The organism is Anabaena sp. TISTR 8404 (genome assembly GCF_056847745.1).
The window spans coordinates 6,641,659-6,658,110 of record NZ_CP180578.1 but is presented as its reverse complement, the minus strand read 5'-3'; the positions used below and the strand labels follow the sequence as shown (position 1 = coordinate 6,658,110).

Genomic DNA, 16,452 nt, shown 5'->3' with positions numbered 1-16,452 from the left:
TCACTGCTGGATTGGGATCTCAATCACAAACTCAGTTCCTTCTCCGGGAGTAGAAGCACAGGTTAACTGACCCTTATGTTTATCTACAACCACCTGATAACTAATAGATAACCCCAACCCTGTACCACTACCCACGGCTTTAGTAGTAAAAAATGGGTCAAAGATTTTCTGTCTAACTGCTTCTGTCATTCCAGAACCATTATCGGCAATGCAAATACGCAGAGTATTTGATCCGATGAGTTCAGTAGAAATGCGAATCTGTGGTTGAGTCAATTGTTCAGAGTTGTCATCTAAAGCATCGATCGCATTGCTCAAAATATTCATAAATACCTGATTCAGTTGACCAGCATAACAACAAACGTCAGGTATTTGTGCATATTCTTTGATAACTTCAATTTCTGGAGAATCGCTTTTTTCCTTCAGTCTGTGGTGCAAAATCATCAAGGTGTTGTCTATGCCTTCATGGATATCAACAGCTTTCATTTCTGATTCATCCAAGCGGGAGAAGTTACGTAAACCCAAAACTATATTGCGAATCCGAGAACTGCCAACCTTCATTGAATCAAGAATCTTCGGCAAATCTTGAGCTAAGAACTCTACATCAATTTCTGCTGCTTTTTCCTCGACTAAATCTGAGGGATTAGTGCATTCTTGCTGATAAATCGCTAGTAAATCTAGTAAATCTTTGACATATTCACTAGCATGATCAATGTTGCCATGAATAAAATTAATCGGGTTATTAATTTCATGGGCAATTCCTGCTACCATTTGACCCAAAGAAGACATTTTTTCGCTTTGCACTAATTGGGTTTGGGTGCGTTGTAGTTCTTGTAGAGCTTGTTGTAGATTTTGTGTTCTCGCTTCTACTTTTGCTTCTAAGCTATGGCTGTATTCTTCCAAGCTTTGATTTGCTTGTGCCAAATTGTTGTAAAGCATAGCATTCTCTAGGGAAATTGCTGCTTGAGTAGTGAGGAGTTTGAGGATTTCGACGCGATCGCGTGTAAAAGCACCTGTAGTTAAATTATTTTCCAGGTAAAGTATCCCTAGTAATTTACCTTGATTGATTATTGGAATACACAAGAGGCTTTTTGGTTGTTCACGGATAATATAGCGATCGCCTGTTAAGAAATCAACAGTCTTAGCATCATCAACTACAAACACTTCTCCAGTGCGCTTCACATATTTCAGTAACGTCATCGGCACATCGTTGCTAGATTCCAAATTAATGGATGGGAATTGGGTAGAGATAGACGCAGAATTTGAACTGGAACTAACAGCAGTGACGCGTAATTCCAAGTTACCATCCTCACTCAAAATCAAAGCAGATTTAGAAGCTCCGGCATTTTCCATCACAACTTGCATTAATGTAGAAAGCAGTTGCTCCAACTCAATTTCGCCAGAGAGTGCTTGCGAGGCTTTGATCACAACCGCTAAATCTAGGGAGTCAGAAATGCTAGTTTTTGAACCCACGAGTGTTGGGTAACTACTTTGTTCTGCTAGAGATTGATAAGTAGAAACAGTGATTTTTTCAGCTAATTGGATGCTAAGTTTTTCTTGCTGAAGTATGGGCATGAGTAATTGCGGATAGCGTGTTGCTAAATCATCAACTTTGGCTTTTGCTCCCCAGCGAACATAGCAATAATAAGCATCAGTGAGATAAGTTTGGGCAATTTTCTCTTTGCCCCATTCCAGAAAGAATTTAGCTGCCAGTTCATTAGCTAAAGCTTCTTCATTAATGTATTCGTTTTCTTTAGCAAGAGAAATGGCGCGATCGTAATATTCTATTGCTTCAAGATATTGATTTGTAACGCGATATTTTTCAGCTTCTACCAAATAAAATTTGTGTAGATAATTCATTGGCGCATGAGCCACCCATTTCTGAAACTTTTCTTGATTAGCTTGTATCTTGTCGAGAATGTGTGTTTGTTCAAAATCAGGCGTGTCACGATAAATTGCTAATCTTGCCAGAGAATCATAAAAATGAAATACAGGAACGTGCAGTTGTCCTGTAACACTTTCTAAATATTGTTCTGCCAAGGTGGCATTTTCCACCGCTTGAGAAAAATCTTGAAATAGATAGCATAGATATAGTTTGTTCAAAAATAAAGCACAAAGACAACTTCCATCCTTACTGATTAGGTGAAACGGCAACATTTTCTCTTCATCGTAGGCTTCGCCGTTTAAATGACAAGGATTTTTCTCCGTACCTAGCAAGTTTAAGACACTTTGGTGATAGATAGCGTTCCAGTTCAACACTCTCTCTTGTTTGATTTGGGCAATGGCATCATTGTAGGTTGCCATCTCCTGTGCTAACAAAGTTAGTTCTTTACCTATGAAATATGAAAACGAAGAATAATTGTAAAGTGAATAAGCAGCGTACTCTAAATCTCCTGTTTCCAGTGCCACTGTATGAGCTTCTAGTTGAGGTGTTAATGTTTCTCTAGCGTGTTCCTTCCAATGCCGAATAACTGCATTAAAAGAAATTATAATTTTAGCTTCGACTGGTTTGGCATTGAACTTATCTAAAATCAGCAAAGCTAGTTTGCCAAATTGGTAACCAGATTCAATATCTTCCACTACACAACATAGAATAACTCCGTAATTCAGGTAGGCGAATGAAGATAAGGCAGTATTACCATGCTGAACTGATAACTGAATTTGCTTCAAAATAAACAAAAGGAAAAGAGTCGGTACACTTTGATAAGCAGGAGAAATAGTACTGGAGATAATACGCATGATGGCAAGTGGTTGCTCTGCCGCCATTTCTGGTAGGTTAATTAAATCTTCAATAGATTTCTCACTTAAATCTGACGTTATTTCTGCCATTGCCATCTGAACATCAGACTGACTTGGACTCTCAGGAAATTCTACTCCTAACAACTTCAAAAAAGGTAGGGCAATGTTGAGAGCTTCTAATGCTTTATCTTGTGTACCGTAAGCTTGAATTTTAACTTCATAAACTTTGACTTTTTCTAGTAATGTTTTAGCTTGTGCCAACACAACATCAATTAATTGCTCCATTTGCTCAAATTCACCAGCTAGGTATGCTGCTTCTGCTGCTGTTTCATACAAAGCTAAAGTGAGTTCATATTGTGTTTTCCAGCTACCAAATGAAAGGAGGTGAATGCCAGTTGTTAAATACTTAATCGCTGCGCCAAAAGCTGTTGATGCTAAAGCTTTGCGTCCAGCGAGGAAATTCATTTGGGCTATTTCATCACGCTTTGTCTGGTGAGTAATGAGTTCTAATGCGGTATTGAATTGATTGACAATCTGAAAAATCTTTGATTCCCTTTCTACTACTGGGATATTATCAAACAGTAACAGGGCAATTTTTAAATGAATTTGCTTTCTTTGAGTTTCGGAAATTAAAGAATAAGCAGCTTGTTGAACTCTGTCATGGATGAATTTGTATTTAGGAACTTGAACACTACTATTGAAAAATTCCTGAGAATTTGAACTTTGCGAAATTCCTGCTAGATTATTCACATTTTGAAATAACTTATAAAGCTCAGTCTGAGGTAAAATTATTCCTTCATGTAAAGCTATCCATAAGTCAGATGCTGTATCTACTACAGATTTTTCATGGACGATCGCCAAAGTTTTTAAATCAAATTCATTCCCAATACAAGCAGCTAGTTTCAATACGTCTTGCGTAACTATTGGCAACTTTTCTATTTGTCGGGCAATGAACTCTACAACATCATCTGTCAAAGCTAATGCCTGTATGGCTGCCAAATCATACTGCCAATAGCCGACATCAAAGTTAAATTTAATGATGCCATCCTGATGTAAAGACTTCAAAAATTGAGTTGCAAAAAAGGGATTACCTTTTGTTTTGGCAAACACCATTTGGCTGAGAGGAATAGCCATCTCGGTACGGCAACCAAGGGTATCAGTAATCAAAAAATTCAAATTACTTTGATTTAGAGGTGTGAGTGTAATTTGATGAATATTTACTCCTGCTTTTTCAATTTGCTGTAATGTTAAACAAAGTGGGTGTGCTTGGTAAACTTCGTTGTCACGATATGCACCAATGAGTAAAAAACTTGCTTCAGTTTGAGTAACTCTTGGCTCTTCATCAACTTCCCAAGGCTCTCCATCAAATATCGGAGTCCAGATGTTCTCTTGGGTTTCAGGAGAAACTAAGGCAGAATTTTTATTGATGGCATTAGTTGGACTCATCAATAGTTGAATAAACTTCAAAGAAGCTGAGTCTGCCCATTGCAAGTCATCCAGAAAAATCACTAGCGGATTTTCTTTAGTGCTAAATACCTGAATGAATCGTTGAAAGAGTAAGTTAAATCGATTTTGAGCAGCGCTACCAGAAAGGACAGGAATTTCTGGCTGTTTGCCAATAATCTGTTCCAAAGTAGGAATTACATCGATAATTACCTGCGCTTGTTCACCCAAGACCGCGAGGATTTTGTCTTTCCACTGTCGAATTTGAGCATCAGTTTCTACCAGAATTTGCCCTATCAAATCTTGAAAAGCTTGTACTAATGCTGATAAGGGAATGTCACGTTGGAATTGATCAAATTTACCTTTAATAAAATAACTATGCTGTCTGGCAATTGGTTTATGCACTTCGTTCACGACGGCGGTTTTACCAATTCCAGAAAACCCAGCGACTAGGATCATTTCTCTTGTACCTTTGGCTACTCGCTCAAAGGCTGCTAGTAAAGTCGCAACTTCTTGTTCACGACCATAGAGTTTTTCGGGAATCAGAAAACGGTCGGAAACGTCTTTAGTTGCTAACTCGAAGGTAGCAATCTTATCAGTTGCTTGCCATTGGTTGTAGCAAACTTCTAAGTCGTACTTCAGTCCGTAAGCACTTTGATAGCGGTCTTCGGCATTTTTGGCCATCAATTTGCTCACAATTGCCGATAATATTGGCGGATGATGAGGATTAATTTGGTCTACAGTTGGTGGTTGTTTAGCAATGTGAGCATGAACCAATTCCATCGGTTCACTATTTGTGAAGGGTAATTGTCCGGTGAGGAGTTCAAAAAAGGTAACACCTAAAGAATAGAAATCGCTGCGGTAATCAATACCACGGTTCATTCTGCCTGTTTGTTCCGGAGATATGTAAGCTAGTGTTCCTTCTAAGACGTTGGGATTTGTCAGGTATTGAATTTCTCTGGGTAGGAGAGTAGCAATACTGAAGTCGATAATTTTGATTTCTAGAGTGCTGGGGTTAATTAAGATGTTGGCAGGTTTGATATCTTTATGAATAATGCGACTGCGATGTAATCCTTCCAAAGTAGATGCGATCGCTATAGCAATATGGAAAAATTCTTTTAGTGTTACCCCAGTTTCTTGTAAAACTTTGTTACGCCGTCCCCAATCTTTGAGCGATATTCCGCCAAAGTCCTCCATGATTAAGGCATAGCCATTGCGATAGTTTTCTAAGCACAGAGGTTGAACTATTCCTGGTATATTAAGGCTTTTGGTAATTGTATACTGATTACGGAATTGAGCAACTTCGCCAAAAGTAGGATACTCATTTCTGATCAGTTTAATGACTACAGGTTTTTGGTCTTGTTCTCTAATCCCTCTATAAACTAAGGTTTTGCTACCACAATAAATTTGCTCTAAAATTTTATATCCAGCAAGAGAAAATACTTTATCAGATAAAACTAACATTACAGCAAAGTCACAATATTTTTACTGTCCTTAGTATTCCCTGCTACTCAGTTTATTTAACGTCGAGAGAAAATTTTTAGCTAATTCGGTTGATGTCCTAATCTTTCAATCAGTTTATTGTTTCATATAGCGGAGTCATTTCTTTATGTAGAGCGTTAAATTAACGCTCTACCGTAATTTATGAATTTAGCAAAGTTTGAATAATACCAATCAGCGAACCCAAAAGAAGCACCATTCCACTAATAGCACCGATGCCAAAGCCAATCATCCGTTTTTCGGCCGCCTGATAATATCCCCAAGCATAAACAATTCGACCTATAAGCCAAATAGCACCAATAATTGCTCCCCACAATGGGTTGACGTAGAAAGAGAATAACCATAAACCAGGTAGAAATAAAATTACTTGTTCTAAGGTATTCTGCTGAACGCGCAGCACTCGTTCAAAGTTGGCATCTCCTGTCATTTGGGGAGGTGCTACTTTATATTTGGCTCTAGCTCGACCAACATTAATTGTGATTACCAAGTACAGTAATAGTGTCAAAGCAGTAATGAGACTAGTCCAGGGCGACATATCAAAATCCTCGTTTACCAACAAAGTATAATTCTTTAGTCTCATCAATGCGTAAACACCTAAAAAAGAAATATATTTTCATAAAATTTGAGCGCTTACTTCAGTGATTAGGATATTATTAAAATTTAAGTAGATTTATATATATGCTGTAAAAATTACAGCTTAGATTTATTATCACAAAATCAGTTTTATGACTAACAAAATTACCGAAAAGCTTCAGCAAACTTCTCATGGTTTGCTCATGATGAGTGAATCTGATTATCCTTTTGAAGTTGTTTTCTGGCCTGGTCAAGCTCAAGAAAATGTGACTAATGAAAAACTTCTCCAGTTAACAAATCATCCACCAGAAACCCCAATTGAAACAGGAGAATTAGACTATTTCTTTCGTAACTGTGCTGAAGAAAAAGAATGGCAAGATGAAATTCAAAAACAAGATGTACAAAAATTTCAAGCGCTGGTCAAAACACTCAAGGATAATCTCACAGATATCAAAGTTTATCGTTTAGGCACGATAGATATTGATGTCTATATTATTGGGAAAACTTCATCCGGTGATTTAGCTGGAATTTCTACAAAAGTTGTAGAAACCTAATGCAATATCTCAGTCATTTATATTTGGTCAATGCTGATAGCATTCCCGGAGCAAAACCCTTCTTACAACTTCTCGCACTCGTAAAAATCCAGCTTTATCAAGGCTAGTGGTAAGAATTTTAAATCCATACCTAAACTTAGCTAGGCTCCAGAATTGAACCCATAAATAAAAGACTACCTGTTTGATTATCTCGGATGGCACAAAAGAAGGGACGGTCAACAATCATTCGGAATGGTTCTGGCTTTTGTCTCAAAGATGTTGCTACTATCCCTACCGATGTAGCCGCAGCTGCTTCTGTGCCTTCTTCATTAACTTCCACAAAAGTTTTGTGCTTTACCTGACTAATAGCCAAATTTTTCCCAATACCAGAAAAGTTAGCTTGCTTGCTAAAAGCTTCTTGCATACCTAACGCTTTCAGCGCATCGTTGAGTGTCACTTCGTAGTCAGTTTTAAACCGGGGTAGGCGAATTAAACCTTCTTGGCTATGGAATTGTTTGAGCCATTTTTCCCAGTTCTCAGCATTTAAGTTTTGATAAAAGGTTTTGAGATTAGAGTTTTGTTTCGGTAGAAAGATGTAAAAGCTGATTTTGCCATTTTTACCGTAAGGTAAACTTACTGCTTGGAATTGCTCGTTTTCATAATATTTATACTCGCCTTCTTGCGACATCATTGGGTGTTGTTTTTGCTGACCAGATGCCATGTAAAAAGGATATTCAGCGGTTTGATTTTTATCAAACTTTTCACTCCATTGCCCTTTAAAGTATATGGCATTAATCAAAAACAACACTTGATTCGCTTCGATTTTATCAACTATTTTGTTGATTTTGCCGCGTGTATTATCGTTAACCCAGCTATTGATTGTACTTAAAGCAGATGTATCTTGAAAGTCTAAATTAGCTACCTTAGCTTTGTAGAATTCTTGGTTTCTTTGCAAGAAATCTGGGCGCAAACTGACATCTTTATTTACCCAAAGTGAGTTAGCAATATTTAACTGCACATTAGCGTCGGGATTTTCTAATAGACGTTTCAAGGTTGCATAACTAGAGTTAATGTCTGCCAGACTCATGCCTTGTAACTCTAATGTTTTAGCCATTGCCTGTTGGGTAGAACCACTAGCACCGTTGTAGGTCATAGCTAAGGCGATCGCTAAACTAGAAGGTGAGATAAAAATGTTTTTCTCGCTACTTTCTTCTTTGAGGATTTCTGAAAACAGCTTGAAGCCAAATTTATTATTGGCATTTATCAGTTTAGTATCAGGATTTACTGTTTTTTTTTGCAATGGTAACTCTGGTTGAGGCATTTTAGTGTCGGCAAGGGCATCACTATTACTATTAACTTGAGAACAACCTAATACACTAAACAAAACGACACTAGCGGCTGCTAGTACGTAACGCCTTCCTAAGCTTACAGCGTAACGTCTTTGCAGAAAATTTTCTTTCATACCGCTAAACTTTTGCCGAGTCATTCTTCTACCTCACTTACCAAAATTAATCAAGATTGATGCTAAAAATGCGTTAATGATTAACTATTGCATTAGCAGGGGCATCAAAGCTTGACGGTTACAGTTTTGGTAACGGCAATAAACAGGCAATAGGGAATAGGGAACAGGCAACAGGGGTAAAATTTTTGTCCGAATAATTTGGACACAGAGCAATTTAATTAGTTTTTCACAATGAATATTTCTGTTCCTTTGTCAATATTTAGACTTCATACTTCAATTTACAGTCCACCAAGCCAAAGCATAAGGTTGAGTTGCAGCGTTTACTTGTTGGCGAAATTGGACACGGATTTTGTAATTGCCATTAGCAGGAACGGGGCAGAAAATATGTTCGATACTATCAATTGGACTGATGGAAGAACAAACAGCACTAGCTTCAGAATTTTTGGCATCAGCTTTTACTAAGTAGAGGTCGAGGTTATTTAATCCCTTATCGCTAAAAGTTTCGCCGACATCATACAGCTGGTTTTGATTGCGATCGCTCAACTCGACCAATCTATCCCAACTGAGGGTGATAGAAACAAAACTCCCCTGCTTTAAAGGTTTTGTTAATTGATAATCAACAGCAGTCCCCGCAGTGACTTCTCGATAATCCCAACCAATGGCTGGGACAGCCTTTGCTGGTTGCCATTGACCAGCGCTAAATTGTTGATAAGCGCGAAACGCATTTAAATGACCTGTACCCATTTGAGCATTTAAGGGAATTTTCGGGTCTTTATAAGCGTCTGAATCTAACCAATCTTGATTTTGTTTATCGATGAGTGTGCGCGTCATCCCCAAGCGCAAGCCATCACCACTATCTTGAATTTTATCGGCTGAATTTAGTAAAACCGCTTTCATCACTTGATGACGACGGCTATCAACACTCCAATTAGGTTTTTTGGCTCGTAATTGGCGATCACCAAATTCCTGTAACAAAGCTACCGTCGCCGTCACATGAGGTGCAGCAAAACTTGTACCTGTAGCTTTATTAATTTTGCCGTCAGGATTCAACAAAGGTATATTACTACCAGGTGCAACTATGCTGATAGAGCGACGACCATCAATATTAAATTCTCTTCCAGCTAACCTGCCACTGACTCCCTGATTCAAACCTGCAAGGTTAGAAACGTCTACTTTATTAAAAATCCCGCCGCGACGGGATGAAAAAGCCACGTTAACTCCATTAAAATTATCAGTAGGAATCGGAATACCACCTTTACCTTGATTGCCTGCGATCGCATACAAAACATCGTGAACACGACTCGACCAGTCAACACACAATGTTAATAAAGCATTCCCATCTAGAACAGCATCTGGTCGCGGATCACGATTAAGCGGTTCACCAAAGCTAAAATTAATCGCGCGGATATCACCGCTGTTTTGTAACGCAATGTGTTGCGCTGACAAGCACTCTTCTGGCTGACCCATATTTTTGGTAGAACCTACCGCAGAAGAATACAGTCTTGCTCCCGGCGCTATTCCTGGTAGACCTTTGTCTGTACTCACCATCACACCAGCGACGTTGTAAGCGTGGGGGTCAACGCCTGTATTTGATTTCGCTGGGCCATTGCGTAAGAAAACTGCTGCTAAAGATATGGTGCGATTTTTCGAGACTGCTTTATCCCAACCAAACATTCCCGGACGACCGATTTCTACTTGGCCAATGGCTATCTTCCGACCAATTAAATTGTAAGGAGGCTGATGTAGTTTTAAAGCATCAATACCATTTGTTCCTATGGAAGTTTGTAATCCTGTAGCCAGTACCGGCACACTCAAACAAGAAGCACTCAAACTCCAAATTATCCAGTTTAGTTTTTTGTTCATAGATTAGTAGTCAATAGTCAATAGTCCACAGTTTTACTTTTTTCTGCCGCTTGCCTCCAAAAGCAACATTAAATTAATTAGGATCACTCAATATTTTGTTACAGTATTTTGTTACAATGCTTACAGACGAGGACGCTTAAAAACCCACTAGCCATGACCCAAAACCGATCTGAAAAGCCCATTGTGATTGCTCCATCTATCCTATCAGCCGATTTTAGTCGTCTGGGTGATGAAATTCGCGCGGTAGACGCAGCTGGAGCGGATTGGATTCATGTTGATGTAATGGACGGTCGCTTTGTACCTAATATTACGATAGGCCCTCTGGTTGTGGAGGCGATTCGTCCAGTTACTACAAAACCTCTGGATGTCCACTTGATGATTGTGGAACCAGAAAAGTATGTAGAAGACTTTGCTAAAGCAGGTGCAGATATTATCTCTGTACATGCTGAACATAATGCTTCACCACACCTGCACCGCACTCTTGGTCAAATTAAAGAACTCGGTAAACAAGCAGGGGTAGTACTCAATCCTTCCACACCACTAGAATTCATTGAGTACGTGTTGGAACTTTGCGATTTAGTATTAATCATGAGCGTTAACCCCGGCTTCGGTGGTCAAAGCTTCATTCCTGGTGTATTACCTAAAATTAGAAAGCTGCGTCAGATGTGCGATGAGCGCGGACTTGACCCCTGGATTGAAGTAGATGGTGGACTAAAAGCAAACAACACTTGGCAGGTTTTAGAAGCTGGTGCTAATGCAATTGTTGCCGGTTCAGCTGTATTTAACGCCAAAGATTATGCTGAAGCAATCACAAATATTCGCAACAGCAAGCGTCCTACACCAGAACTAGCAAAAGTTTAATTGAGTAAAGTTTTCCGTTAATCAAAGTAGGGTAGACAATTATTTTTATTGGTCTACCCTACTTTTTTGTTTGGCTGAAATTGAAAAGAAAATATAGCTATCTTACTTACTTCTTGCCCAATTTGTAGTTCTCCAAATGACGAAAAATAGAGCAGATGTCACTAAGGCTCCCAGATTCCATTTAACCGAATTTTTCAGTAAATTCAACCGCTGCGTAGATTGATTAGCTTTAGCTTGAAGTTTGATTTTCTCTTTAGCTTGAGAAACTTCTGATAAGACTTTTTCTTTCAATTCTTTAGGATTATTTGCATCTATTGAACGACCTTGACTTTTGAGAAAACTTTCTATTTGTTCTGGTTTAGCTTGGCTCAGTCGTTGCTCAACTTGTTCCGCTTGCGTGAGTTGTTGCTGAGATAAATTATTAATCTGAGTATAACTTTGTTTACTCAGTCTCACAGTGTTACTTACACCAACGGGGACAAGTAATATAAAGATTATCGCTAACAATAAGCTTAGCCAAGATAAAAATCTTAAAGTTAAAAATTCCCACTTATTTCGTGCTTGTAGCTCACCATAAAATACTAACGCCAAACCAATTAAAGTAACGGGTATTCTTTCAACTATTGCACCAAAAGTTTGAAATTCCCAAACGGGATTCATAAAGCTAGGTGGAACAAAGGTTTCAACTATATCGAATAAAGCAAGCAACAATAGCCCATAACCAAGGACTCGCAAAATAGTCATTGAGCCTACTTGGCTGAAAGCAAATTCCTGCAACTCTTGAACTACAGGAATAAATTTATCAGTGTTTGATTTTGTCATGTTTTTAGCAAATGTTACAAAGGTAAGTTCAGCCTAAAGCCACAAAAAAATTAGAAGATTTTTGGGAGTTTTATTACTTATTGGTTAATACTAAATAATAAAATTTATACAATTTACTCATGAATCATTACATAATATCATTTCTTTGATTCTGTACACTTTGGCAAAAATAGTTTTTATGAAATTCACTAATGTCAGCTTTACTTCTGTATTCTTCGAGTTTGGGCTTTTTACCAATTTGTTTTTGTAACAGATTCACAAAAACTAACATGACACAGCCTAAAGTTGCAGCTAACAAAAGAATACGTAGTTTACTCCAAATTATCATTGGGTTTTAGACCTTGTAAGACTTTTTTTCGCTTCCTCTTGATTGAGTAAGAACCAATAAAATAAACCAAAAATCATGACTGTCATCATCCCAAATATTAAAGAACCATCTCCGACGTGCCAAAACTTAAATGCTTGTTGGTTTTGATTAGCCGCGATAACAGCTAAAATTGCAACTCGTACTGCATTAACAATAAAAGCGATAATTACAGCCACAATAGGAACTAAGATTCTTTTTTGAGGGGCAGGAGGAAACATCAATAAACCAATTACAGATAATCCTAAAAGATGGCATATCCATTCTATACCTGCACAGTTTTCTGCAACTTTAATACCACCAGTTGGTAAATTTATATAGACATCTTGGAGATGTACTTCAAACCCCGTATACCAAAGTATTAAGGTGGAAAATTTGGCAGTTAAAACAGATAATGGGGTAATATCTAGCAAACTAAAAATTAAGACTTTAGGTACGCCAGCAAAAAAAATAATAACTAGTTCTTGCCAATATTGCTTTAATCCCTTCAATCCAGAAGCCAGTAAACTCAGTCCAAGAGCAGCAATAAGTGGTGATATGTGAGTATAGACTGCAAATAATTTTCCTTGAGGAAAGTGAGTACTATACCAAAGTACGATCGCTATTAAAACTGTACCTAAAACGCTCGAAATAACATCACTTTCTAATTTCAGTTTATGTTTTTTATCACCTAATAATGAAGCTACAGCAAATAAAGCTAAAACAGTCATTCCTAGATGTGAATCATCGTTAGCCTTCCAAATTACGGTTAAAAGTATTGCAACCAATCCTCCGCCTATCCCTAATAACCAAAATTGGGGATTTTTTAGTGGTTGATTCAAAATGTCTGTCGCTTTCATGTGCTTCACGATTAAACAGCTAAAATCAAAGTTTAGATAACAATTTTTTCTAATCCTTCGCAAGCGTAGACTGATTCTGCAAAATACTTTTCTCAAAGTAGCATTGCTGACTTATGCTAGTTAAATCTAGAGGTGATAAATAGTTAAATTGTTATTAACTTGCGAATAATAAAAATTTTTAAGTAATCTTTCCCAAAGCATTTAGTAACTAAGATTACCTTTTAAGTAAATATAATCAACCATTTTTATGAATTTTTATTAAATCTTTAATTTAAAAAATTTCTGACACTTATTTCATAATCAGCTATAAATGCTGTAATATAAAGCTTTTTTCCTAAAAATGACTTTAGTCTTTTCATGAAAATTATGTAAATTTATTTTCAAATCACAGTAATTAAAGTATTGTTTTATACTTATTGATCTTGTCAAGAATTTGTGTATGATTCATACTAATCTCTAAAGCACATCTAACCTTCAGAAGATTTGTTGCTTTTAAATTTAGTTTGTTGATATGGCAGGCAATAGGGAACAGGCAACGGGGAATAGGCTTTAAAGTCGCTCAGTGTCCACGTTTGATCATTAGTCTTTATCATTATCTATGCTTCGACTGCTATAGCTTCCTGACGTTGTAAGTTATATATTTGCCAAAATCTGGCAACTAGCATTTTGAATATTTAAATGTTTCCTAGCTTTTGTTTTTGTGTAAGATATTTACAAAATATTAATTAGTAATTTAGAAAAAATTACTAAAACCTAGTTGTGTTTAGAATTTAAGTAATCAATTTTAGAATTATGAGCATTATTAAAAATTATGAGCGCGGAATTTGTAAATAAGATTCCCGTGATGCCTCTGGTACTACTGTGGCTGGCTTATGCCTTACTGGGATGGTATCTGGCTGTGCATCACATTATTTGGTTAGTAGGGGCTTTTATTGCTGCTGTAGCTATTGCTGTTGTTCGCAGGAGTAATGCTTGGCTGGAAGAGTTAACAGCATTTGGTTCTAAAATTTTAATTGTTATTTTATGTTTAGGTACATCAATTGCTTTAGTTGCAACTTGGTCGCTATTGTTTAGCTTGTTTCTTATACCAATAGCAACTACATTTTTAGCTGATTTAGAAATGCGTTTTGCGGGCTTGAACAAACGAGATTCATTTCGGATGTTAACCTTCCTGGCAGGATCTGGTTTATTTGTTGGTGAAGTTATAGATTTGCTATTTTTGCCTAGTAATAGATTCTAATTTTCCCAGGCGATCGCATAAAAAGTAGAAACTAGAGAATAAGGAAAGAAATGTCTTTAATTCTTTCTGCATTCTGCTTCAATTTGATATTCATATCTGGCGCAGATATTCAGGCGGTACAGCATCTACTAACCAAACACCATTATCAGAACAGTAGAATAAGTAACCCGCCTGATGCATAGCTATTGCATCCACCGCAAAAACAACGGGTTTACCGTGTCGTGCGCCGACTGTTTTGGCTGTAGTAATATCCCGTGATAAATGAACATGATGGCGAGACATTTTGCAAAGTCCTGTTTGCAGGATGGACTCGACGGCTTTGTGTCCTGTACCGTGATACAACACATCAGGAGGGACAGTCGGTAGTAATTGTAAATCAATTTCTATGCTGTGGCCTTGGTTAGCGCGAATCAGAGTACCTGTAGAATCGAAACTAAAGCGTTGTTTATCGTTGGTGGCGACTACTGCGGCTAATTCTTGGCGAGAAATGGGAAACTGATTTTTTGCACAAGCAGCTAAAAGTTCATCAACTGCAACCCAGCCACCAGGTGCTAGTGTGATTCCTAAAGATTCTGGTTGGTGGCGGAGATATTTGCTTAAGAATTTACTAATCTTGACTAGGCGGGGATTGTTCATAAAGAAAGAATTTGTTTGAAGATAATGCCCGATGCAACTCCAATCATCACAATCAATGTCAGTTTACCGCCAGGAACAAGTTGATTTGAGTGTTGCAGTTGTTGACGTTGTTTCCATGTTGCCAATGCGGGAATGATGCCACCTAAAATAGAAATGCTATAGGTACCTGCAAAATCTAAAGCCGTAAAGAAAATGCTGGGGCTGATTGCACCTAAGCCGATGGGTGGTAGTAAAACCAGTGAATATAAAGGTAAGCGACGGCTGGGTTCATTTTGAATATTTGCAGAAATATCTTTAAAAAAATCAAGCAACCCGTAAACAAATCCGATAAAAGATGTGGCGATCGCAAACTCTGAAAAAATAGATACTAATAACCCTAACCATTCTCCACCACCACCTGTACGCAGAACTTGTAGTGGATCAAATACAGTACCATCACCACTGATCATATCTGGACTGACACTGCCCAAAATCACAGCATTCCAAGCTAAAAACATGATCAAAGGAATTGCTGAACCAATGATAATCGATTGCCGAATTTTGCGGCTATCTCCTTCTAACTGCGTAACTACGACTGGCACAACGTTATGGTAAAACATTGCCACTAGCATAACTGGTATGGCAGTGCCTAACGCACTCCAGTTCTGAAATAAAAAATGTACACCTTTAACTTGAGTTATTCCTAGCAACAATAGTCCGAGGAAAGATGCAAGCACAATTCCCACCAATAAGTTATTTAATTTTTCAATAAATTTTTCTCGTCCTAAATACATAATGCTGCCAAACAGCAGTGTAAAAGTGGTAGTCCCCACCCATCCAGGTAACGAGTGCTGTACACCCCACAGATGGGAAACCGCAGATATCAAAATTTCTCCACCTTGGGTAACATACGCTACTAATAAAGCATAGTGTAGTAACAGATAAGCAGCACCAGCAATCCGCGCCCCGGCAAACCCTAGGGTGTTTTCTATCATTGCCAATAAACCTACACTCGGACGGCCTGCTAAACGCATGGTGTTAATGCTAACTTCGGCAATTAACAACCCAGAAACTAACGCATACAGCCAAACAGCAATCAACAGAACTGTAGATGGGATTACTCCAGAAGGTAATGTCACCGCTGGTAATGCCAAAATCCCAGCGCCAACGGTTGTACCTGCAACTAAGGCCGTGCTTCCCAATACACTACCTGGTTGATGAGTCAGCTTGTTACCATCAACTTGTAGATGGGAGAACAATCGTGTGACTTCTTCTTGATGTGTCTGGAAAGTTGTCTTAATTGTGGTCATAGCTAAAAGACAATGTTAAGTTATGTAACAAATTATCTTAGCAAAAACTTTTGTTTAATCAGTGTTAAAAAAAATGGTTAGAAATTAATACGGTTCAGTTAGGGTTATCTGGTGATAATACTAGGTTTGTAGAGACGCGAAATTTCGCGTCTCTACTGGTTTACACAACATAACAAATTATCTTATCTGAAACGTACTGCGTTATAAATAATACCTACATTCAGAAAAAAATTTGTTGACTGTGACAGTTAACCGTCAACAAATTTCAAGACATAGCGGTCGCCGCATAGA

At 37.9% G+C, this 16,452-nt stretch carries 11 protein-coding genes; 3 read left to right on the top strand and 8 right to left on the bottom strand.

Annotated features, from left to right (window positions below):
* A complete protein-coding gene (locus ACMX3D_RS28710) occupies positions 1–5,643 on the bottom strand; it encodes a trifunctional serine/threonine-protein kinase/ATP-binding protein/sensor histidine kinase (protein ID WP_482749163.1) in 5,643 nt (1,880 codons plus the stop codon).
* A gap of 178 nt (positions 5,644–5,821) precedes the next feature.
* Positions 5,822–6,214 (bottom strand): MAPEG family protein, encoded by a 393-nt coding sequence (locus ACMX3D_RS28705; RefSeq protein WP_482749162.1) that lies wholly within the window; start codon positions 6,212–6,214, stop codon positions 5,822–5,824.
* A 190-nt stretch (positions 6,215–6,404) separates the two neighbouring features.
* Here ACMX3D_RS28705 and ACMX3D_RS28700 point away from each other — a divergent pair, with 190 nt between their 5' ends.
* Positions 6,405–6,806: a nuclease A inhibitor family protein gene (locus ACMX3D_RS28700; protein WP_482749161.1), complete on the top strand. Its 402-nt coding sequence runs from the start codon at positions 6,405–6,407 to the stop codon at positions 6,804–6,806.
* 136 nt (positions 6,807–6,942) lie between these two features.
* Here ACMX3D_RS28700 and ACMX3D_RS28695 read toward each other — a convergent pair whose 3' ends face one another.
* Both ACMX3D_RS28695 and ACMX3D_RS28690 read right to left on the bottom strand, forming a co-directional pair.
* Positions 6,943–8,271, bottom strand: a complete 1,329-nt coding sequence (locus ACMX3D_RS28695) for a serpin family protein (protein WP_482749160.1) — start codon at positions 8,269–8,271, stop codon at positions 6,943–6,945.
* A gap of 249 nt (positions 8,272–8,520) precedes the next feature.
* Complete coding sequence (locus ACMX3D_RS28690) at positions 8,521–10,110, bottom strand: S8 family serine peptidase (protein WP_482749159.1); 1,590 nt, start codon at positions 10,108–10,110, stop codon at positions 8,521–8,523.
* A 153-nt stretch (positions 10,111–10,263) separates the two neighbouring features.
* Here ACMX3D_RS28690 and rpe point away from each other — a divergent pair, with 153 nt between their 5' ends.
* The gene (gene rpe / locus ACMX3D_RS28685; RefSeq protein WP_482749158.1) at positions 10,264–10,971 is read left to right on the top strand and encodes a ribulose-phosphate 3-epimerase; all 708 of its coding nucleotides are present in this window, start codon (positions 10,264–10,266) and stop codon (positions 10,969–10,971) included.
* Between the two features lie 102 nt (positions 10,972–11,073).
* On the opposite strand, the gene hpsJ-A is transcribed toward rpe, so the two are convergent.
* Both hpsJ-A and crtA read right to left on the bottom strand, forming a co-directional pair.
* Positions 11,074–11,793 (bottom strand): HpsJ-like protein, cyanoexosortase A-associated, encoded by a 720-nt coding sequence (gene hpsJ-A / locus ACMX3D_RS28680; protein ID WP_482749157.1) that lies wholly within the window; start codon positions 11,791–11,793, stop codon positions 11,074–11,076.
* A gap of 324 nt (positions 11,794–12,117) precedes the next feature.
* A complete protein-coding gene (gene crtA / locus ACMX3D_RS28675) occupies positions 12,118–12,996 on the bottom strand; it encodes a cyanoexosortase A (protein WP_482749156.1) in 879 nt (292 codons plus the stop codon).
* A gap of 811 nt (positions 12,997–13,807) precedes the next feature.
* Between crtA and ACMX3D_RS28670 the strand changes: the two genes are divergently transcribed.
* A complete protein-coding gene (locus ACMX3D_RS28670) occupies positions 13,808–14,236 on the top strand; it encodes a hypothetical protein (RefSeq protein ID WP_482749155.1) in 429 nt (142 codons plus the stop codon).
* A 90-nt stretch (positions 14,237–14,326) separates the two neighbouring features.
* On the opposite strand, the gene ACMX3D_RS28665 is transcribed toward ACMX3D_RS28670, so the two are convergent.
* Together ACMX3D_RS28665 and ACMX3D_RS28660 are read right to left on the bottom strand one after the other, a co-directional pair.
* Positions 14,327–14,872, bottom strand: coding sequence for an RNA 2'-phosphotransferase (locus tag ACMX3D_RS28665; RefSeq protein ID WP_482749154.1), 546 nt, complete (start codon positions 14,870–14,872; stop codon positions 14,327–14,329).
* Positions 14,869–16,161: an amino acid permease gene (locus tag ACMX3D_RS28660; protein ID WP_482749153.1), complete on the bottom strand. Its 1,293-nt coding sequence runs from the start codon at positions 16,159–16,161 to the stop codon at positions 14,869–14,871. Before ACMX3D_RS28660 ends, ACMX3D_RS28665 begins: the two co-directional genes overlap by 4 nt.
* Positions 16,162–16,452: the final 291 nt, after the last annotated feature.

Excerpts from the sequence above, each read along its gene's own strand:
- ACMX3D_RS28710 (WP_482749163.1), bottom strand. The coding sequence starts at position 5,643 with ATGTTAGTTTTATCTGATAAAGTATTTTCTCTTGCTGGATATAAAATT.
- ACMX3D_RS28705 (WP_482749162.1), bottom strand. The coding sequence starts at position 6,214 with ATGTCGCCCTGGACTAGTCTCATTACTGCTTTGACACTATTACTGTAC.
- ACMX3D_RS28700 (WP_482749161.1), top strand. The coding sequence starts at position 6,405 with ATGACTAACAAAATTACCGAAAAGCTTCAGCAAACTTCTCATGGTTTG.
- ACMX3D_RS28695 (WP_482749160.1), bottom strand. The coding sequence starts at position 8,271 with ATGACTCGGCAAAAGTTTAGCGGTATGAAAGAAAATTTTCTGCAAAGA.
- ACMX3D_RS28690 (WP_482749159.1), bottom strand. The coding sequence starts at position 10,110 with ATGAACAAAAAACTAAACTGGATAATTTGGAGTTTGAGTGCTTCTTGT.
- rpe (WP_482749158.1), top strand. The coding sequence starts at position 10,264 with ATGACCCAAAACCGATCTGAAAAGCCCATTGTGATTGCTCCATCTATC.
- hpsJ-A (WP_482749157.1), bottom strand. The coding sequence starts at position 11,793 with ATGACAAAATCAAACACTGATAAATTTATTCCTGTAGTTCAAGAGTTG.
- crtA (WP_482749156.1), bottom strand. The coding sequence starts at position 12,996 with ATGAAAGCGACAGACATTTTGAATCAACCACTAAAAAATCCCCAATTT.
- ACMX3D_RS28670 (WP_482749155.1), top strand. The coding sequence starts at position 13,808 with ATGAGCGCGGAATTTGTAAATAAGATTCCCGTGATGCCTCTGGTACTA.
- ACMX3D_RS28665 (WP_482749154.1), bottom strand. The coding sequence starts at position 14,872 with ATGAACAATCCCCGCCTAGTCAAGATTAGTAAATTCTTAAGCAAATAT.
- ACMX3D_RS28660 (WP_482749153.1), bottom strand. The coding sequence starts at position 16,161 with ATGACCACAATTAAGACAACTTTCCAGACACATCAAGAAGAAGTCACA.